Origin of the sequence: Rhizobium sp. NZLR1b (assembly GCF_019685155.1) — a bacterium.
Lineage (GTDB): Bacteria > Pseudomonadota > Alphaproteobacteria > Rhizobiales > Rhizobiaceae > Rhizobium.
In genome coordinates this window covers 40,069-60,184 of the sequence record NZ_JABDWC010000015.1, presented here as the reverse complement: position 1 = coordinate 60,184, position 20,116 = coordinate 40,069, and the positions used below count along the sequence as shown (strand labels likewise).

General features: G+C 60.9%; 15 protein-coding genes and 2 pseudogenes. 8 read left to right on the top strand and 9 right to left on the bottom strand.

The annotated features are described in order from the left end of the window. Positions 1-980: 980 nt before the first annotated feature. Positions 981-1,187 (bottom strand): annotated as a pseudogene (locus HJB84_RS20690) (GFA family protein); the annotation flags it as partial. 128 nt (positions 1,188-1,315) lie between these two features. Here HJB84_RS20690 and HJB84_RS20685 point away from each other — a divergent pair. The 3 genes from HJB84_RS20685 to ilvD all read left to right on the top strand — a co-directional run bounded on the left by HJB84_RS20685 (position 1,316) and on the right by ilvD (position 6,101). Continuing rightward, on the top strand, positions 1,316-1,918 hold the full coding sequence (locus tag HJB84_RS20685; protein ID WP_221116746.1) for a hypothetical protein: 603 nt from the start codon (positions 1,316-1,318) through the stop codon (positions 1,916-1,918). 315 nt (positions 1,919-2,233) lie between these two features. Continuing rightward, positions 2,234-3,940: an adenylate/guanylate cyclase domain-containing protein gene (locus HJB84_RS20680; RefSeq protein ID WP_221116745.1), complete on the top strand. Its 1,707-nt coding sequence runs from the start codon at positions 2,234-2,236 to the stop codon at positions 3,938-3,940. Positions 3,941-4,427: 487 nt separating this feature from the next. Further along, entirely contained in the window at positions 4,428-6,101 is a 1,674-nt protein-coding gene (gene ilvD / locus HJB84_RS20675; protein ID WP_221116744.1) for a dihydroxy-acid dehydratase, read from the top strand. A 105-nt stretch (positions 6,102-6,206) separates the two neighbouring features. On the opposite strand, the pseudogene HJB84_RS20670 reads toward ilvD, so the two are convergent. Next, positions 6,207-6,457: pseudogene (locus HJB84_RS20670) on the bottom strand (ATP-binding protein); the annotation flags it as partial. Between the two features lie 144 nt (positions 6,458-6,601). Between HJB84_RS20670 and HJB84_RS20665 the strand changes: the two are divergent. Beyond that, complete coding sequence (locus HJB84_RS20665) at positions 6,602-7,087, top strand: hypothetical protein (protein WP_221116794.1); 486 nt, start codon at positions 6,602-6,604, stop codon at positions 7,085-7,087. 406 nt (positions 7,088-7,493) lie between these two features. Here the strand turns inward: HJB84_RS20665 and HJB84_RS20660 are convergent, their stop codons facing one another. The 5 genes from HJB84_RS20660 to HJB84_RS20640 all read right to left on the bottom strand — a co-directional run bounded on the left by HJB84_RS20660 (position 7,494) and on the right by HJB84_RS20640 (position 13,982). Further along, entirely contained in the window at positions 7,494-9,626 is a 2,133-nt protein-coding gene (locus HJB84_RS20660; RefSeq protein WP_221116743.1) for a beta-galactosidase, read from the bottom strand. A gap of 13 nt (positions 9,627-9,639) precedes the next feature. Further along, positions 9,640-10,785 carry an ABC transporter ATP-binding protein gene (locus tag HJB84_RS20655; RefSeq protein ID WP_221116742.1) on the bottom strand — a complete coding sequence of 382 codons (1,146 nt, stop codon included), beginning with the start codon at positions 10,783-10,785 and terminating at the stop codon, positions 9,640-9,642. Positions 10,786-10,823: 38 nt separating this feature from the next. Beyond that, positions 10,824-11,675 (bottom strand): carbohydrate ABC transporter permease, encoded by an 852-nt coding sequence (locus tag HJB84_RS20650; RefSeq protein WP_207580974.1) that lies wholly within the window; start codon positions 11,673-11,675, stop codon positions 10,824-10,826. Then, positions 11,675-12,559, bottom strand: a complete 885-nt coding sequence (locus HJB84_RS20645; protein WP_207580975.1) for a carbohydrate ABC transporter permease — start codon at positions 12,557-12,559, stop codon at positions 11,675-11,677. Before HJB84_RS20645 ends, HJB84_RS20650 begins: the two co-directional genes overlap by 1 nt. Positions 12,560-12,707: 148 nt before the next feature. Further along, the gene (locus HJB84_RS20640; RefSeq protein WP_221116741.1) at positions 12,708-13,982 is read right to left on the bottom strand and encodes an ABC transporter substrate-binding protein; all 1,275 of its coding nucleotides are present in this window, start codon (positions 13,980-13,982) and stop codon (positions 12,708-12,710) included. A 195-nt stretch (positions 13,983-14,177) separates the two neighbouring features. Here HJB84_RS20640 and HJB84_RS20635 point away from each other — a divergent pair, with 195 nt between their 5' ends. Both HJB84_RS20635 and HJB84_RS20630 read left to right on the top strand, forming a co-directional pair. Next, the gene (locus HJB84_RS20635; RefSeq protein ID WP_207580977.1) at positions 14,178-15,389 is read left to right on the top strand and encodes an ROK family protein; all 1,212 of its coding nucleotides are present in this window, start codon (positions 14,178-14,180) and stop codon (positions 15,387-15,389) included. Positions 15,390-15,772: 383 nt separating this feature from the next. Beyond that, positions 15,773-16,159 (top strand): cupin domain-containing protein, encoded by a 387-nt coding sequence (locus tag HJB84_RS20630; protein WP_221116740.1) that lies wholly within the window; start codon positions 15,773-15,775, stop codon positions 16,157-16,159. Positions 16,160-16,241: 82 nt separating this feature from the next. On the opposite strand, the gene HJB84_RS20625 is transcribed toward HJB84_RS20630, so the two are convergent. Further along, a complete protein-coding gene (locus HJB84_RS20625) occupies positions 16,242-16,709 on the bottom strand; it encodes a DUF4168 domain-containing protein (RefSeq protein WP_207580979.1) in 468 nt (155 codons plus the stop codon). 227 nt (positions 16,710-16,936) lie between these two features. On the opposite strand from HJB84_RS20625, the gene HJB84_RS20620 reads away from it, so the two are divergent. Next, positions 16,937-17,551, top strand: a complete 615-nt coding sequence (locus tag HJB84_RS20620) for a 3'-5' exonuclease (RefSeq protein WP_207580980.1) — start codon at positions 16,937-16,939, stop codon at positions 17,549-17,551. Positions 17,552-17,575: 24 nt separating this feature from the next. On the opposite strand, the gene HJB84_RS20615 is transcribed toward HJB84_RS20620, so the two are convergent. Further along, the gene (locus tag HJB84_RS20615; RefSeq protein ID WP_221116739.1) at positions 17,576-18,439 is read right to left on the bottom strand and encodes a DMT family transporter; all 864 of its coding nucleotides are present in this window, start codon (positions 18,437-18,439) and stop codon (positions 17,576-17,578) included. Between the two features lie 122 nt (positions 18,440-18,561). On the opposite strand from HJB84_RS20615, the gene HJB84_RS20610 reads away from it, so the two are divergent. After that, positions 18,562-19,944, top strand: coding sequence for a PLP-dependent aminotransferase family protein (locus HJB84_RS20610; RefSeq protein WP_207580981.1), 1,383 nt, complete (start codon positions 18,562-18,564; stop codon positions 19,942-19,944). Positions 19,945-20,116 lie beyond the last annotated feature (172 nt).

Below are 20,116 nucleotides of genomic sequence, written 5' to 3'. Positions count from 1 at the left end.
TGCAGACCTCAAATCAGGATGTGAAAGGCGGCAGATGACGTCGCTGGCGTTGATCACAATAACACCGTGTGCAGCAATGCTCATATCTGCATGCATCATGCGCAGAGGATTTCGGACCTGGATTTCATTGCTGCTGGCTTGCTCCACAGTGGCGATTGCAGCCTTCGAGCTGCGAAGCGGATTTAAGCAGACTTGTGAAATAGCCGAGAGCGAATGCGTCTCGATCCCTCGATCAAGGGCGAGACCGATCGCTTCGCCTATCGGTTTGTGAAGCGGTGACAAGTGCCGGCGCCAACCTCAACTCGGCCTCCGAAGGAGGCCAGGATACTGCTCAACTGCGCCAGTCTGCAGCACGTCAGCTTTAGGAACTCGCTGGAGAGCCTGCAAACGTCAAGCTTGGGCAAATGCAAGAAGCAGCGTCGCGGCGTGCTTCGAGGCTCCGCCCTGCGGGCTGCGCACCTCAGCATGAGGGCGCGGGAGGATGCCGCGCAGTCATCGCGGGCGCAGGAGGATGTGCACAGCCTAAGCGAGAGCTTGCGCGATCCGCCTGCACTTAGATATCGTTTCGCGCTGACAGCGATGTGCATCGGGAACAAAATGCGCCGAGCTTTTAAATATATTGCAGCGGCAGTAGGATTTGGCGTGCTCGTTAGCGTTTGTATGATCGTGAAGGGACTGTTTGACGCCAACGATCATATTGACCGCTGCGCTGACGAAACCTCAGGACGATACATATTTGACAAGGACGCGAGAGCCGGCGCTTGCGGATGATCGCTTAAAACCGGACAACCAACTACAAATTTTTCAACGTTATAGGCCGGAAGCTGACGAACTGCGTCGAGGCACGAGGCGGCTGAAAAGCAGTTCGTCAGGCACCCTCCGTGTAGCGTCTTGAAAGTAAGTCGTTGCTGTCGTTGCTCCCGGCACGACGGCTTTTCGCGGCAACGCCAGCACCGCACCGGCAGCCGCCGGAACTGGACTCAGTCGTCACGTCCCCTCACCGCCCATGAGCTGGTATCGTGATCGGGGTGCTGGTTGTTGTTCGCCTTGATTGCCGCGGCCCAGTCGGCGCCGTTGGTTTCGGTCGCGCCGGTGTTTTCTATGCTGGTGATCGTATCAAACCAGGCCACCATGTTTTCGGTGCAGGTATTGGCATGCGGCGCGAAGGCGTTCGAATCGTCAAGCGAATTCTCATGGCAGGTCATCAGGTCAAGTTCGGTCAGGCTGTGGGCGAGCCCCGGGCCGACGACTTAGACTAGATTTCCCCAATTTCACCCAAGCACCATGATACGGAGTTGGATGAGGGGAATCTAGGATGTCGATCTTGCTAAGAAGTTTATCGCTACTGGTTGGAATAACATTGGCGGTACCAGCCTTTGGCAATTGCTTAACCGCCAATGAGACCAAACAGGGCGTCCTGCTGACCAGAGAGGCGCCTTTCTATTCCGTATTCTACAAGCCGGACGGCCCGGGTCTCACCGAACAACGGCTGATGGAGCGCGACGGTTCGTTGCAGCCGGTCTCGGCTGTATATTTGCACCCCTTGCTCGTCGAAAAGAGAGTGAGTGCCAGCGGGATGCATGAGCTGAAATACGCGAATGCGATTGCGTTAGACGATCTACCGCAGAAGAAGAACTGGCAATCCGACACCACGCTTTTCATCAATGGCAAAAAATCCGTTTCGGGCACGACTTTCATGAGGTTCGACGGCTTGGGAGAGGAAACGATTGCATCTTGTTCCTACAAAGTCTGGGCCATCAACAGCCGTCTGGAACTGACGGAATTGCCGCCGATCATTTTCGAACAATACTATTCCCCCGAGCTTCATCTCGTTCTTCGTTCGGTAAAGCTGGGCCCCTCCAACCAACCGTTGAGCGAGATTCGATTTGATCGGTTCCAAATTGGCTGGGGCAACTAGGGGACATTGTCCACTCTATCATCCCAGAAAGCCCGCTCTCTAAGGCTTCTGCGCGATAGTGGGGCGCTCCCTCCCTGCCTACTACTCTGTCGTCGCGAGTCGATGCGACCGCTCGCCACCTATCGCCAGACGTTCAAGAACCGTCCCTTTCCGTGGATACTCATTTCCGTGTCGTCCGCCGCGACGCCGTCGGTCACAAAGAAGGATGACGGCTCGATGGAGGTGGAGATCGCCTGGACATTACCTCTTACGGCTTGTTGACTCACCCGCAGTTGAACAATAACTTGCTAATTTGGTCGTTGGGCTTGTCCTCACATGACGGATCAATTTCTTCAGCGTCGTCTCGCTGCCATCGTCGTTGCCGATGTGGTGGGATATTCACGCCTGATGGAGGCTGATGAAGTCGCAACGCTGGCGAACCTCAGAGAACTCCGTTCTGGCGTTATCGAGCCGGCTGTGACGCGCCACAACGGTCGCATCTTCAAGGTCATGGGCGACGGCTTCCTAATCGAATTCGGTAGCGCGGTGGACGCAGTCGAAGCCGCGCTGGAAATGCAACGGGCCACCACGACTGTCGAGGCTTCCGGAGATCGACGCCTACTTTTGCGTGTAGGCGTCAATCTGGGAGATGTCATTGACGATGGTTCAGACGTCCTCGGCGACGGCGTCAATGTCGCGGCGCGCTTGGAGACGCAGGCCGCACCAGGAGGTATCTGCATTTCAGCCAATGTTCACGGCGAGATCGTCGGCAAGATTAGCGACCGGTTCTTTGATGCAGGCGAACGCTACCTGAAGAACCTGACGCGCCCGATCCACGTGTGGCATTGGCCGGATGCGCTGCAGAGCATATTGCCGCTGCCCGAATGTCCCTCGATCGCTGTCTTGCCGTTCACGAATATGAGTGGGGATGAAGCGGACGCGCCTTTCGTCGACGGCTTGACCGAAGATCTGATCACCGACCTTTCCCGTACGGCTGGCCTGTTCGTCATCGCGCGCAATTCCGTGTACGGCTACAAGGGCAAGCCGGTCGACGTAAAGCTGGTCGCCCAGGAACTCGGCGTCCGCTATGTCCTGGAGGGGAGCGCCAGACGCGCCATGGGACGTGTCCGCATCAATGCCCAATTGGTCGACACGCTTGCCGGCCAGCACTTGTGGGCCGAGAGGTTTGACAGGACGCTGGAAGATGTTTTCGAGTTACAGGATGAAGTTAACGCCAAGATTGTCGAAGCCCTCGTCGGCCGGCTGACCATCCCGACGCCGCGCAATCGGCCGAAGAACTTTGAGGCGTACGATCTGTGTGTGCGCGCCCGCCTCCTGACGGAAGAGTCGCCGCAAACTGAGCGTGAGGCCTATATGCTGCTCCAGCGCGCGGTTAAGCTCGAGCCATCATATGCCGAGGCGCTCGGTCTGCTCGCCTATAACCGTTGGCTTGCCTGGGCTCATTTCGGCGAGCCCGAAGATCCCAACCGCCGGATGGCGGCGACGTCAGCGCAGAAGGCGGTCGAGCTGGATCCCAACGATGCCGGCTGCCGTTACGTTCTGGGGACCATTTTGGCTTATGAGCGGCGATGGGAGGAATCAGAGGCCGCCTTCGCCAAGGCCCTGGAGCTGGACCCCAACCACGCCGACACCTGGGCCGCCATGTCGGACATTTCCGTGCTGGACGGCAGGGTTGCCGACGGACTGGCGCAGATCGAAAAAGCTCTGCGGCTCAATCCCTATCCAGCCTGCTGGTATCTTTGTCATCTTGGACAGGCGCAATACGCCGCGCGTGATTATGAGGCGGCAACCGCTACACTCCGCAGGAAAGACACGTATCGTACCAACTCACGCAAATTCCTGGCGGCTACGCTTGGGCAATTGGGCCACCGTGAGGAGGCGCGGCGAGAAGCCGAATTGTTCCTGATCGCCCACCCTCATTTCACCATTGGCCATTGGCTGAGCTCCCAGCCGCTGCGCGATGCATCCGTACGAGACCACTTTGTCGACGGTTTCCGAAAGGCCGGCCTGCCGGAGATGTGACAGCGAGTGGGAACAATCCCGACGCGTTCGAGGACTTGATCAACGGATATGCGCTGCGCGAGAACGGCGGTCTGGATCGCAGTGCCATGCTTTTTCAGTCGCTCCACAAAACGCGTCAACCAGCCCGAGTCTCGCATGACTTTTCCGCTGGACCGCCTTGCTCAGGTGGCGATGAGCCCATAGCCCAGAATGAAGACAGGATGCTTTGCGAAACATTTAAGCAGCTTCGCCGAGACATGAAGGCGACGACGCTTACTTCCGCTATCGGCGGCGCAAATATGCCGTTATCTTGAAACTAGACAATCTCTGCGTTGCGGCAGGTGCAAGCTATGCTCCAACGGCCGAAATGAGGGCGCGAAGCGGAAATTATTTCCGCTGTCGGCCCAAAACAGTCCTACAGGCTCGCCGAAAGGAAAACTGATCTATACGATCTTATGGTAATGATTGCGTCTCGTCAGTTCGCGTGGACTGAGGCCGGAGGCATGTGATGCCCTTCAATGATCGATCAAAGCATATTACCGAAGGGGTGGCTCGCTCACCCAATCGTGCCATGTATTATGCGCTGGGCTATAAGAAAGCCGATTTCGAAAAACCAATGATCGGCATTGCCAACGGGCACTCCACGATCACGCCTTGCAATGCAGGACTGCAACCATTGGCGGATGCGGCGATCGCGGCGATCAAGGCGGCAGGAGCCAATCCCCAGGTTTTCGGTACCCCGACGATTTCTGATGGTATGTCCATGGGCACCGAGGGCATGAAGTACTCGCTGGTGTCCCGAGAGGTGATTGCCGATTGTGTCGAGACTGCCGTTCAGGGCCAGTGGATGGACGGGGTACTCGTCATCGGTGGCTGCGACAAGAACATGCCAGGCGGGATGATGGGAATTCTTCGGGCAAATGTTCCCGCCATCTATGTTTACGGCGGGACGATCAAGCCGGGCAGATGGAAGGGACAAAAGCTTTCCGTGGTGTCTTCCTTCGAGGCGGTCGGTGCGTTCATGGCCGGAAAAATGAGCCAGGAAGATTTTGACGGGATTGAACGCAATGCCTGTCCCTCCACAGGTTCATGCGGGGGTATGTTTACGGCCAATACCATGAGTTCGTCTTTCGAGGCGCTGGGCATGTCGTTGCTCTATTCATCGAACATGGCCAATCCGGACCACGAGAAGATCGAGAGTGCAGCTTCGTCGGCCAGAGTGCTGGTCGAGGCCGTGAAGAAAGGTATCACGCCTCGTAACATCGTCACGCGCAGTGCCATCGAGAATGCCGTGGCCCTGATCATGGCAACCGGCGGCTCCACCAATGCCGTTCTGCACTACCTGGCGATCGCCCACGCGGCCGAGGTCGAATGGTCTCTGGACGATTTCGAGCGCATCCGCCGCAAGGTTCCAGTTATCTGCGATCTCAAGCCGTCCGGAAAATATATGGCGGTAGACCTGCATCAGGCGGGCGGCATTCCCCAGGTGCTGAAACTGTTGCTCAATGCCGGGCTCCTGCATGGGGACTGCCTGACCATCACTGGTCGCACGATCGCTGAAGAACTGGAAACGGTGCCGGACCAACCGAAGGTAGATCAGAATGTCATAAGGAACCTGGATGCGCCGCTCTATAGCGAAGGCCATCTCGCGATCCTCAAAGGCAATCTTGCGGAAGGTGGGGCGGTCGCCAAGATTACTGGCCTGAAGAATCTGGTGATCACTGGTCCGGCACGCGTATTCGAAGACGAGCAATCGGCGATGGATGCCATTCTGTCAGACAAGATCAAGCCGGGCGATATACTCGTCCTCCGCTACCTCGGGCCAAAGGGTGGTCCCGGCATGCCGGAAATGCTCGCCCCGACGGCCGCGATCATCGGCCGGGGCCTTGGCGATAGCGTGGGGCTGATCACGGACGGACGATTCTCGGGCGGGACCTGGGGCATGGTCGTCGGCCACGTCACCCCGGAAGCTTTTGTCGGAGGCACGATTGCGCTGGTTCGCGAAGGCGATCCGATTACCATCGATGCGCATCGCAAGCTGCTGCAACTCGATCTGCAGGACGAAGAAATTTCGCGGCGGCGTGCTGAATGGAAACAACCGAAACCCCGATATACCGCAGGCGTGCTGGCTAAATTTGCCGCTCTTGCCAGACCGGCCAATGAGGGAGCTGTGACAGGGTAGCATCAGGGACCAAAAGCTTCCGCTGTCGGCCGCAAAGCATGCGCAATCGGACGATCCCACCAGGGGAAAGCTCCCACTACAATCCCGGTTTGGCCGAGACGAAGGCCCCGCCTTGCCCTTTACCTTCTCCTGCTCAAGCGCGATGACCAATTCGATCGTGGAGAAGAAGCGGACCTTTCGCCTGAACGCCAAGGGCAGTCGCAACATGGGTTTTGCCTGTTCCGGGCCTGCCGATAAGCACAACATTCTGCGCCGCATCCATGAACTCGCACCGTTGCTTCATTTATCTCGCTGGTAGTGAAGTCGACGCCGGAGAGGTCTTTGTAAGCCGGGAAGCGGGCGGCATTCATGTGATAATGGAATGTGACCAAGAGGGCTCCCCACCGCCTCCCGTCGGCCAGGATATTAAGGTCCAGACGACGTCATCGGGGGTGCCGCGATTCCACCCTAATAACGATTTACAACAGGGCACCCTGAGGCCGTTGCGCAAAGGACCGACAATGAGCAAATCGCTTGGGAACGGTATCAAGGCTCTTTGTATTCCGTTCGCCGTCGCCGTTTTGTTTCACGCGCCAGCGTTCGCAGAATGCCGATCGCCACTCGATCGCCCTGAGTGGCCTGCGATCGCCCGATCAATTGCCACGCTACAATTGTGCGAACAGATTCCTATTGGCCCTAATCAAACCGCCAGATTTCAGCTCGTTTCGGTGAAGATTTGTACTTTTCCGAGTGGTGTCAGTACTCTTTCGGCAAGGGCAGTGTTGACGTGTGAGTCCGGTTCTGAGGACCTCATTCAGTTGCCACAGCTTGATAGTGACGTTTTGGCTACCGTGTCCCTTGATACCGCCGCATGTCGGATTTTGGATTCCGATATCCAAATCAGCGGAGAAATCGGTGGCCTTCTGTCTGGTCTCGAAAATACTCAACAAACCGCTCGCGACTGGGCGCAATCGCAATTGTCGCGGTTGTGCGCTTTGCAGCAATGAGGCTACCCCTATCAACATGCCGGGTGAAAAACCGTCGACGACAAAATACCGTAGACAATTCCTCCCGCTTCACCTGCCTCTATCCGCGCCGCCATTCAGATAACTTCGACCGACCTACCAGCACACACTTGCCCATGCGGCTCCGGCACACCATCCGGCGAGCACACCAGTCGGATAATGGACGCCACTACCCGAAGCCTATCGCTTACGGACGCCGGGGCAACGCATGCTGCGAAACCTCTGTCCGATGAGGGAGGTTGGAGAGTGCCGCGCCCAATTACAGGTGGTGGAATGCCGTGGTTTTGCTACGTCTACTGTTACGACACCGTCTCGCGCCAGCGCCCCATAGAGCCTCATCCTGAGGCGCCCCGCAGGGGCCTCGAAGGACGGGCGGTGCGCCACGGCCTCACCCCTCCAGCTCAACAATCGCACAGCCATAGCCTCCAAGATCCAGCCTACCCGTCACCGGCTTCTCCCCATCCAGCAGGTCCCGCCCGGCCGGCACGCCGCCGATAGACGCCGGCTGGTCGGTATAGTTTTGCACGAAGAGCAGCCGCCGTTCCTCATTCATCCGCATCGTCACCTCCACGCCTTCGGGCAGACCGCCGACCAGCGGTTCGATCCCGGCCTGGGGAAAGAGGCGTTCAGTGAGCGCCTCGGTCAGTTCAGGCGTGAGATAGGTGCCGAGATAGACCACCTGCCCCTTGCCGACCTTGCGGGAGGTTGCCATCGCCTGGCCTTCGGCATAGCGGTTGGACCAGGCGGCGATCACTTCGACATCGCCGTCGACGGCGAGGTTTTCATAGAAGTGGCCGGCGGTGATTTCGCGGTTGCCGATCTTGAAGCGGCGTTCGCGGCGATGGGATTCGGCCGGCTTGTTCGGCGGGATGACGAGCCCGCCCGAGCGCTCCATCACGTCGAACAGGCCGTTGGCGCCCGGCGCGGTCAGACGGCCGAAATCTTCGACGCACACGCCAGTCAGCTTCGAAAGGGTGGTGCCGGGGGCGGTCTCGCGGATGACGTGGTTGTCTTCATTGCGGGTGCCGGTGCGGGCGCCGATGACGACGGTGCCGCCCGCCGCCGCGAAGGCTTCGAGCTTCGCCGTCCATTCGTCCTTCCACATCACCCAATGGGGGACATAGAAGAGCTTCAACCTGGAAAGATCGTCCTCGGGATGGATGAAGCCGCAGGCGATACCGCGATCATAGCAATGCTGGTGCAGCAGGATCGCATCGTCCTGCGGGCTCGGCAGGCCGATCGGATAGGTCTTGTGAGCTTCCTGGTTGTCGAAATCCGAACCGGCGATGCCGACATCCATGCGCACATAGGTGCCGAGGATCTTCGGCTGCAGCGCAATCATCTCGGTGGCGAAGCGCTTGGCTTCCTCATAGCGGTGGCGGGCGACATCGTCATGGTCGATGATGCCCATCCAGTAGATCTCGGCGCCGAAATGGGCCGGACGCCAGCGGAAGAACATCAAGCCGTCGGCGCCGTGAGCGACCGAAGACAGCGCCATGCGGCGTAGCTCGCCCGGTTCCGGCGTCAGCGTGCAGAAGCCCGGCTGGCTGCCGAAGCCCGATTGCTGCTCGGGCACGATGTAGTTGCCGGAGAAGCCGCGGCAGATATCGAGGTGCAGCGCCTGCACCTTGGCGTGGTTGCCGAGCCGCTGGAACTCGTCATAGAGCATCGGATAGATATCATAGCCGACGAAATCGAGATCCTTGCTGAACTGGCCGCGGAAATCGATATCCCGCAGGCCGCCGAGATTGTGGAAGATGAACCAGGCGGATTTCACCGCGCGCAGGATCTCGACCTGGTCGTGCTGGAAGCGCGCCGTCGAGAAGGCGAGGAAGCGGTGGTAATCCTGCAGATGGCCGGGGCTTGGAAAGGTCGGGCCGAATTCGATCGGCAGCACCACCTGGTCGAAACCATCATAGGCCGTCGCCCAAAAATCGCCGCCCCAGGCGCGGTTGAGCTTGCCGATCTCGCCGTATGTGTCGGCAAGGTAAGCCTGGAATTCGGTGAGCGTCGCCTCGGAAAAGCTCTCCGGCATGCTGGTGTTCAGCTCATTGTCGGTCTGCCATCCGACGACATGCGGATTGTCGCGATAGTGCTCGGCCATCGCCTTGGTGATGCGCCGGCTGTGTTCACGCAAGACAGGGCTTGCCGTGTCGCAGTGCTGGCGCGAACCGTGGCTCATCGGGCGGCCCTTGCCGTCGACCCGGAGGACCTCGGGATGGGCCACGGTCAGCCAGCGCGGCGGCGTCGCCGTCGGGGTGCATAGGATGGTATCGATGCCGTAGCGGCCGAGCATGGCGATGGCGCGGTCGAAGAGATCGAAGTCGAAGGCGCCGAGCTTCGGCTCGAGAATATGCCAGGCGAATTCGGCCATTCTGACGGTGTTGAAGCCGGCCTTCGCCATACGCTCGGCGTCGCGCTCCCAATAGCTTTCATCGACATGCTCGGGATAATGCGGGGCGCCGACGAGGAAGCGGTCGGTCTTGACGGTGTTCCATACGGAGAGGGTCTTGTCGGACACGGGATGGTCTTTCCTATCTGTCGAGAATGGTCTTGCGGGCGCTGATCGTGCGGCCGCCTTCGGATGAAAAGAGATAGAGCTCGCTGGCGTCAAGCTTCAGCGCCACCTTCTGCTCGGCGGCAAAGGGCGCGACGTAACTCAGCTGCACCGTGATGTTGCCGGTGCCGCTTTCCGAAGCGATGGTCCGCATATTGCCGGCGTCGACATAGAGGATGGTCTCGCGGCCGAGATGCTCGACCAGCCGGACCTGGCCTTCGATCGCCCCACCCTGACTGGCATCGGCGACCATCGATATCGTCTCCGGACGAACGCCGAGGGTCAGGCTGGTGCCTTTCGACAGCGCCGTCGCCTGCGCCAGTTCCACTGTCACCGGCACGAGACCGGGCGCCGAAACCGTCACGTTGCGGCCGGACACGTCGTCGACGGTGACGCCGAGGAAATTCATCCGTGGCGCGCCGAGGAAGCCGGCGACGAAAAGATTGTCGGGATTGCGGTAAAGCTCCAATGGCGAGCCGACCTGCTCGATCACCCCCCGGTTGAGGACGACGATCCGGCTTGCCATGGTCATCGCCTCCACCTGGTCATGGGTGACATAGACCATGGTGGCGCCAAGCTCGGCATGCAGGCTGCTGAGCTCGACGCGCATCTGGGTTCTAAGCGCCGCATCGAGGTTCGACAGCGGCTCGTCGAACAGGAAGACCTCGGGCGAGCGGGTGATCGCCCGGCCGATCGCCACGCGCTGCCGCTGGCCGCCGGACAGCTGCTTCGGCCGCTTGTCGAGCTGATCGGTGATCCGGAGGATCTTGGCTGCGCGCGCCACGGCCGCCTCGATCTCGGCCTTCGGGCGCTTGGCCATGCGCAGGCCGAAGCCCATGTTCTCCGCCACTGTCATGTGCGGATAGAGCGCATAGGACTGGAAGACCATGGCGATGCCGCGATCGCCCGGTTCCTGCTTGCTGACATCGCGGCCGTTGATCAGGATCTGGCCGGAGGAAATCTCCTCCAGGCCGGCGATCGATTTCAAAAGCGTGGATTTGCCGCAGCCTGATGGACCGACCATGACGATGAACTCGCCTTGCGCGACCGAAAGGTCGATGCCGCGTAGCGCATGATAGGCGCCGTAATTCTTGTTGATCTGCCGAAGTTCGAGACTGGTCATGTCCTGGCCCTCTCTTGTTGAAACGAAAAATGCGGCACTCATCCCTTCACCGCCCCCATGGTCAGGCCGGCGATGAAATGCCGTTGCATCAGGAAGAACATCACCACCGGCGGCACGGCGACGACGATGGTGCCTGCGGAAATCAGGTTCCAGGCCGAGACCCATTCGCCGCGCAGATTGGCAAGGCCTGCCGTCACCGGCTTGACGCTATCGCTGACGGTCAGCACCACGGCCCAGAAATAGTCGTTCCAGATGAAGGTGAAGATCAGGATGGCGAGTGCGGCCAGCGCCGGCCGCACCAGCGGGATCGCCACATGGATGAGCGTCTGGAAGGGAGAGGCGCCTTCGGCGCGGGCCGCCTGGAACAGTTCATCGGGCAGTGCGGCGATGAAATTGCGCATGAACAGTGTCGCAAAACCGGTCTGGAAGGCGACGTGGAAGATGATCAGCGCCGCCGTCGTATCGATCAGGTCGAGCCGCACCATCAGGTCGCGCACCGGGATCATCATGATCTGGTGCGGCAGGAAATTGCCGCCGACAAACAGCGCGAAGATCAGCATGTTGCCGCGAAAGCGGTAACGCGACAGCACGTAGCCGGCGAGCGTCGAGAGCGCCAGCACGCCGATCACCGAGGGAATGGTGATGATCAGGCTGTTGAGGAAATAACGGGCCATCGGCGTCTGGGTGAAGACCGCAGTGTAATTGTCGATCACGCCGATGCCGGTCGGCCATCCCCACAGATTGCCGCCCATGACATCCTCGGTCGAGCGGAACGAGGTGAGGATGATCGCAAACAGCGGGCAGAGCCAGAGCAGCAGCACGATGATGACGGTAAGCACATAGAGGCGGCGCTGCCAGACGGCGGCCTCGGGAATGGGACGAGGATACATCAGCCTCCCCTCTCTTCGGTACGGATGATGCGGGTGAGGTACCAGACGATGAACACGGCCATGATCACGAACAGCACCGAGGCGATCGCCGCGCCGTAACCGAAGCGGTAGGAGAAGATCGACTGCTCGAACATCTGGTAGGCGAGAACCGAGGAAGAGCCGAACGGCCCGCCTGATGTCATCACCGACACCATGTCGAAGGAGCGGAGCGCCCCGACCACCGTGACGGCGATGGCGATGAAGGTCACCTGGGTCAGTTGCGGCAGCACGATGTGCCACAGCATGTTCCAGCCCCTCGCCCCGTCGACGCGCCCCGCACCGATCAGCTCTTCACTGAGATTGTTGAGGCCGGCGAGATAAAGCACCATGCAGAAGGTGACCTGCGGCCAGAGGGCGGCGATGACGATGGCGAAGGTGACGAAATGCTCATCAGAGAGCACCGCTGGCGCCGTCGCCCCGAACGCCTTGAAGATCAGCGCCAGCAGCCCGAATTCCGGCGTATAGACCCAGGTGAACACGACGCCGACGGTGACCGAGGCCAGCACCAGCGGAATGAAGAACAGCGACTTCAGAAAGCGCATGCCGCGGATTTTCTGGTTGACCAGGAGCGCGATGGCAAGCCCGATCGGCGGCGCGGCCATGAACATGACGAGCCAGATCAGATTGTTCTTAAGCGACACGTAGAATTGCGGATCGTTATAGAGCTCGACGTAATTGCCGAAGCCGATCCAGACCATCGGGCCGAACCCATCCCAGTCGTGCAGACTGATCCAGACGCTGCGGACGGCCGATAGCAGGATGACGGTAGAAAACAGCACGATCGCCGGCGCGATGAGCAAAGTCGGGGTAAGCCACCAACGCTGGCGGCGCCATAGCATTAACATCTCTGGAGCCTCAATTATGACAGGAGTTGGCCTATGCCTGCTCCGGAAGGTGTGGAGGACACCTCCACATTTTGGAGCGGCGGTGCGTATACCGCCGCCCCTCGGGAGCGGGCACAGGCCCACTCCCAGCGTCTCCGGGAGGAGAACTCTAAATCTTATAGATCCGCTTACGCGTCCCCTCGAGCCGCGTGAGGATCGCCTTGCGTCGGTCGGGCTTGGCCATGAACTCCTGGAAACCGACGAGGCCTGCCTGGGCCATATCGGGGTCGCTGTCGCGGTCGTAATATTGCGACGTGCCCTGCACCGTTTTCATGACCTCGACGGCGACATTGACCAGCGGGTCCTTGCTCGGCGGCAGGTCATGACGCGGCGGCACGTTGCCGCCCGGCTCCAGATAGGCAGCCAGGTTCTCGGGCTTGTAGAAATAGGCGAGGAATTCGCGCGCGCCCTGCTTGTTCTTGGCCTTGGCGGGAATGTGGATCGAATTGACCGAGAATTCCTCGAAGTGGCCGACCTTGGGGTCGAGCACCGGGAAGGTCGCATAGGCGAGCTGCGGCAGGTCCTCGGCAGTGAAGGCCGAGCGCAGGAAGGCGCCCAAATTCATCATGCCGGCCTTCTTCTGCGCCAGGAGCGCCGCCGCCTCCTGCCAGCCGAAGGAGGTATGGTTCGCCGTGAAGAACTCCTTGGAAATCATCGCTTCCCACTGGTCGAAAACTGGGGTCAGCGACGGGTCGAGATAGCTCATCTCGCCGTTCATCAGCGCCATGTGTTTGTCGAGTCCGTTGATGCGCAGGTTCATCTGGTCGAACCAGCCGGCCGCCGGCCACAATTCCTTGGTGCCCATCGCCACCGGTGTGATGCCGGCCGCCTTGCACTTTTCGCCATAGGCCATGAACTCTTCCGCCGTCGTCGGCACCGTCAGGCCATGCTCGGCAAACACATCCTTGCGGTAGAACATGCCCCAGAGCGTGCCGCCTGTGGGAAGGCCATATTGCTTGCCGTCTTCGGTGACGGCCCCTGCGGTCGCACCGAGCACGTCCTTGTACTTTTCCTTCTCGAAGAGATCGGAAATATCGTCGAACAGGCCGCGCTTGACGAAGGCGCGCATGCGGTTTCCCGAAAACCAGGAGCAGACGTCAGGGGCACCGGCCACCAGATAGTTGCGGATGGCCGTCTTGTGGGCCTCGTGGTCCATGTTGTTGATGACGACGTTGACCCCGGCTTCCTTGCTGAAGCCCGCGGCGATCGCCTTCAGCGCGTCGAGCGCAGCACCGTTGTTTTCGGCGGAGATCATCGTCACCTCCTGCGCCTGCGCGATCGCCGGGATCGGGAAGCTGCCGGTAAAAGCCGCGGCGGAAACCAGGCCCGCGCCCTTCAGGAAGCGTCTGCGGGTGGTCGACGGAAATTGCTTCAAAAATGTCATTGAATTCCTCCCAGTTGATCGATCGATATCTCCCGACCGCCGCCTCCTCCATGAAACGACCGACCAGGCCTTCAACACATGCGATCGACCCGCAATTCCAGCGATAATCCGCTTGGCTGAGTTGATCCGCGGCCGAACTTATGCATAGATCTTTTCGGCCCGCAATAATTAATTTACAAAATTAAGGAATGCATCGTGAAGTTAAAAGGCGACCAGACCACGGCGAGAGCCATGAACCGACGCCTCATTCTTAACCTTCTCAGGCGCGAGGGGCCGAGAAGCCGCGCCGATATCGCCACCGTCATCGGCTTAAGTCCGGCCGCCGTCACCTTCGTCGTCACCGACCTTCTGGAGGAGGGCATCGTCATCGAGGGCAAGACCGTGCCCGGCCTCACGGGCCGCCGGCCGATCCCGGTGGATATCAACTACGAACACGCGCTTGCCGTCGGCTTCAAACTCATGGTGGATTCGGTCGAGTGCGTGGCAACCGACCTTGCCACCAACCCGGTCGCCGCCATGCGGGTCAGCCTTAACGGCCACGACCCTGATCAGGTCGCCGACCTCTTGGCGGCCACCGTGCCCGAACTGGTGAAGCTCGCCGGCCGGCCCGACGCCCGGCTCGCCGGCATCGGCATCTCCATGCCCGGTGTCATCAATCACGAGCAGACAGCCTGCGTGCGCAGCCACCGCTTCAGCTGGAACAACGTCCCCCTCGCCGCGCTGGTCGCGGCCCGCGTCCACGTGCCGGTCTGGCTGGAGGACGACACCAACGCCTATGCCATTGCCCAGCAGCTCTTCGGCCTCGGCCGCCAGCACCGCAACATGGCGGTGCTGGCCGTCGGCGTCGGCATCAGCTGTGCACTTGTCATCGACGGCAAGCTCTATCGCGGCGCCAATGGTGCCGCCGGCAAGTTCGGCCACACGCTTTTCGAGGAGAACGGCCGGCTCTGCGAATGCGGCAAGCGCGGCTGTCTGATGGCCTATCACTCCGAAATCTCGATGCTCCGGCGCTGGCGGGAGGCAATCGGCCGCGACGAACTCGGTCTTCCCGATCTCCGCAAGGCGCTCGCATCAGGCGACGCCACCGCCCTCGCCCTTGTCGGAGATTCCGGCCGCGGCATCGGCACTGCCCTTGCCAATCTCGTCAACATCACCGATCCCGAAGTCATCGTCGCCGGCGGCGAAGCCGTCTCCCTCGGCGACCCTTTCCTGACGCCGCTGCGCGAGGCGCTGGCCGCCCGCACCTTCAGGACCGCGCCGCCGCTGCTGCCCGACTGGGAGGACAATTCCTGGGCCCGGGGTGCGGCTGCGCTGGTGACCCAGAAGATCTTCGACTTCGAGTCATCGGGTGGTGTGACGGATATTGCGACGCTGGCTGGGGTTAGAGGCTCAACGTCGGCGGCTTGAGGTACGGGAATCGGCCGGATTGTCCTACCTTACAAGCCCCCCTCTGCCCTGCCGGGCATCTCCCCCACAGGTGGGGAGATCGCCTGGCGCAAGGGCTTCCCAAAACAACAAGCGTCACAGCATGCCGAACGGTAGACGGGCGGGAAGGTTTAGCCACTTGCCAATCTCCCCACCTGTGGGGGAGATGGCCGGCAGGCCAGAGGGGGGCTTGCACGGCAGGACAGAAGATAAAATCCCGCCACCCGAACAGCCCGGAGCCGCCGCTGCCTAGATACACTCGCTTACAAAAATGCCGATTTCCCGACACATCCCCGGTTCAATTATCGACTGAAATGCCCTTGCGGCCAACGAGCCGGAAAGGTCAATTTAGGAAGGATGGCACGATGAAAATGATCCAGGCTATGGCGCTCGCCCTCGCTCTGGGCGCCGCCACGGCAGCGCATGCGGAACAGCCGCTGCAACGCACCGATCTGATCAAAAACGATATCGACGTGCCCGGCCATGAGGCCGTTCAGGTGCGCGTCGATTTCGCTCCCGGCGTTCTCGCGCCAAAGCATTCGCATCCTGGCGAAGAGATCGCCTTTGTTCTCGAGGGAACGCTGGAATATCAGCTCGAAGGCAGGCAGCCGGTGACGCTCAAGGCCGGCCAGTCCCTGTTCATTCCGTCGGGCGTGGTGCACTCGGCAAAGAACGTCGGCAACGGCGAGGCTTCGGAGCTGGCGACCTACATCGTGCGCAAGGGCGAGGCGCTGGTCGTGCCCGCCAAGTAGGCCGCATCAGAATTGGGGCGGGCGCGGGAAGTGCTTGCGAAGTGGACTTTCAGCCCGCCCGCCCCGTCGTTTCGGTTTAAGCCTATTGCTGCTGCTGCCCCGGCGGCGGCGTGCCGATCTTTTCCAGCACTTTCTTGGCCAGAGCCGGGTCGCTCTGCGCGGCCGTCAGGATCGAGGAGTATTCCTCGACGGAGATGCCGTTCGAGGCTTCGACGGTGTCGACCATCTGCTTCTTGGCTTCTGCCTGCAGCTTCTGCTTGCCAGCCTCGTCCTTCGTCGCGCCGATCTTGGCCGAATATTCCTGCCGGACCTTGTCGACCTGCAGATAGGCAACGGCAAAGGCCTCGATTTTCTGATCGCTGACGGCGGCGGGCGCACCGTTGCCGCCGGGTTGTCCCTGCATCGGCGCCTGACCCTGTGCCGGCGGCTGCGCTTGTGCCGACGGCTGCTGTTGTGCCTGGGCCATCTCAGCAGCGGAGGCCGGGCTGAAAGCAAGCAGGCTGAAGACCGCAGCGGTCATCGTTGCGACGGGTGTGTAACGAGTGATCATATTCGTTCCTTTTTCACGTGCATGATTTGTCGGCAGCAAGACCGCCTCGGTCGATCGCTCAGCCGCTCAAGGGCTGGCGAGGTCGCGACGATGGAACCTCTAAGAGGGCACGGTGCGGCGGTAACGGGGCCATTTGCTGACGATTGAGCGGCGGCTTTGTGACCGCCGACGTATAGACCGGTGCGGGAATTTCCGTGCCGGCTACCAGCCTGGAGGGAATGCCGACAATGAAGACCGCCATCATATTCGACTGTGAATTTCTCTGCCTCGAAGGCTCGCAACGCAGATTTTGGTGCGCGGCCCACGATCCCGACCCCGTCGTTGCAATGATCGGCGCCGTCAAGCTCGGCCTCGAGGGAGAGTATCCGATCCTGGATACATACAAGTCTTATGTCAGGCCCATCGACCGCCTCGGCAAAAGATATCCGCTCGATCCTTACTTCACCGATCTGACGAGCATTTCCGGAGAAGACATCGATGCTCATGGCGTGGCATTGCAGGATGCGCTTTCCGGTGTCGACAGCTTCTCGGACGGCGCCCGGTTTTGGTCGTGGGGCAAGGATGAGCTGAACATGATGGCCATCAGTTGCTATATTGCAGGCATTCCACCTTCCATCCCCGCCCATCGGTTCGACAACGCCGTCAAGCTTCTCATTGCTGCGGGCATGCCGATCGAGGACTTGGCAAAGACGCCTAGCAACAAACTGGCCGACTATTTCGGCGTCGACCATCCTCCGCTACGGGCGCATGACGGGCTCGACGATGCTCTGTCGATGTCATACACGCTGCAACATCTGATGAGGATCGGGCAATTGCAGCCCGAAGCCTTCGATCAAACCTGACTGAGACCGCTTCGGGACTCTCCCCTAGCGCGCAAACCTGCGTGCACCCACGACGCACAGGATGACGGCGACCGTCACGGCGAGCATCGCCCAGGTCACGGGTTCGTGCAGCAGGGTGGCGGCGAGCGCCAAGCCGAAGAAAGGCTGGAGCAGCTGCAGCTGGCAGACGGCGGCGATGCCGCCTTGCGACAGGCCGCGGTACCAGAAGATGAAGCCGATCAGCATCGAAAACAGCGAGACATAGGCAAGGCCGACGAGCGCCGGCGTTTCGATGCCGGCAAAACTCGCCGGCCGATGGAACAGCGCAACCGCGACCATGACCGGCAGCGACAGCACCAGCGCCCAGGAAATCACCTGCCATCCGCCGAACGTGCGCGAAAGCCGGCCGCCTTCGGCATAACCGAGGCCGCAGACGATGATCGCCGCCAGCATCAAAAGATCGCCGACCGGCGACGCGGTCAGACCCTGCATCAATGCGAAACCCGCCACCAGCGCGCTACCGAGAATGGAGAACAGCCAGAATGCCGGCTTCGGGCGTTCGCCGCCGCGGATCACGCCGAAGACCGCCGTCGAGAGCGGCAGCAGCCCGATGAAGACGATGGAATGCGCTGACGTGACGTGCTGCAGCGCCAGCGCCGTCAGCAGGGGAAAACCGACCACGACGCCGAGCGCGACGATGGCAAGCGAGAGGATGTCGCGCCGGCTCGGCCGCTTCTCTCTGAAAGCGATCAGCAGGCCAAGCGCCAGAACGCCAGCGATCGCCGCACGCGCCACGGTCAAGAAGACCGGATCGAACTGCATCACCGCCACACGGGTGGCCGGCAGCGATCCGCTGAAGATCACCACCCCGATAAAGCCATTGATCCATCCCGACGTCATGCGGTCCATCTCGCGCTCCATGATGCGCTGCACTCCTTTTTGCTTTCACGCTTATCGGCCAATACGGATAGTCATGACAGTGACAATCTGATACGGTTTCGCGAAACTGTTATGGTGCGGAAGCAGTACAGATGGACGAAGCACGCACGCGCGTGGAGATGGTCGTCGCGACGATCCGGCAGCGCATCGCGGGGCGCAGCCTCACACCCGGTGCAAGGCTGCCTTCGGTCCGGGGGTTGGCAGCGACATTGAAGCTGTCGACCTCGACCGTCGTCGACGCCTATGAGCGCCTCGTCGCCGAAGGCGCGATCCTGGCAAGGCCGGGCTCGGGTTTTTACGTCGCCAACCAGGCAGCCCCCTTTGCGCTTGCCGAGGCCGGGCCGAAGCTCGACCGCGCCGTCGATCCCTTCTGGATATCCCGGCAATCGCTGGAGGCCGATGAAACCGCCTTGAAGCCCGGCTGCGGCTGGCTGCCGCCCTCCTGGCTGCCGGGGGAAGGCATGCGCCGCGGGCTCAGAACCCTTGCCCGCGCCGATGGACCGGCGCTCGCCGATTACGGCTCGCCGCTCGGCTTGCCGCAGCTGCGACAGCTGATTTGCCGCCGCATGGGCGAACGAGGGATCGAAGCCTCCCCCGACCAGATCATGCTGGCCGACTCCGGCACCCAGGCAATCGATCTGCTCTGCCGTTTCCTGCTCGAGCCCGGCGACACGGTGCTGGTCGACGACCCCTGCTATTTCAATTTCCACGCGCTTCTGCGCGCCCACCGGGCAAAGATTGTCGGCGTGCCCTACACGCCGTCCGGTCCCGATATCGAGCGATTTGCCCAAGTCGTCGCCGAGAAGCGGCCGCGGCTCTACATCACCAACTCCGGCATCCACAATCCCACCGGCGCAACGCTTTCCCCGGTGACGGCCCATCGGCTTCTGAAACTCGCCGATCAATTCGACCTCACTATCATCGAGGACGATATCTTTGCCGATTTCGAGCATGCGCCGGCCCCCCGCCTTGCCGCTTTCGACGGCCTCGAACGGGTCGTCCACATTGGCAGCTTTTCGAAGACCCTGTCGGCCTCGGCCCGCTGCGGTTTCGTCGCCGCAAAACCGGAATGGATCGACGGCCTGACCGACCTCAAGATCGCCACCTCCTTCGGCGGCGGCCGGTTGACGGCGGAGCTGGTGCTGAACGTCTTGAGCGACGGCAGCTATCGCAAACACGTGGAGACGCTGAGACAGCGGCTCTCCCGGGCAATGAGCGAAGTCTCGACCAGGCTGAAGGGCCTGGGGATAGTGCCCTGGCTGGAGCCGCAGGCCGGCATGTTCCTCTGGTGCCGCCTGCCCGATGGCGTCGATGCCGCTGATGTGGCGCGGGCCGCATTGGAAAAGAGAATCGTTTTGGCTCCCGGAAATGCCTTCAGCCTGTCGCAATCGGCGACGAATTTCATGCGGTTCAATGTGTCGCAGACCCTAGATGCGAAAGTGTTCGAGATGCTGGGGGATGTGTTGGGGAGGTAAGGAGTGTGAGGCGGGGACTGGGCCGAGATGCTGCGGGCAGCAGCGTGCGGCATCCGTGGTCATCTCGCACCCACCTCTCCTCCGTCATTCCTGTGCTTGTCACAGGAATCCAGTGCGCCCAAGTCCTTGGGCGCGGAAGACTTTCTTGAAGGCTGCATGGAGTCATTCACGG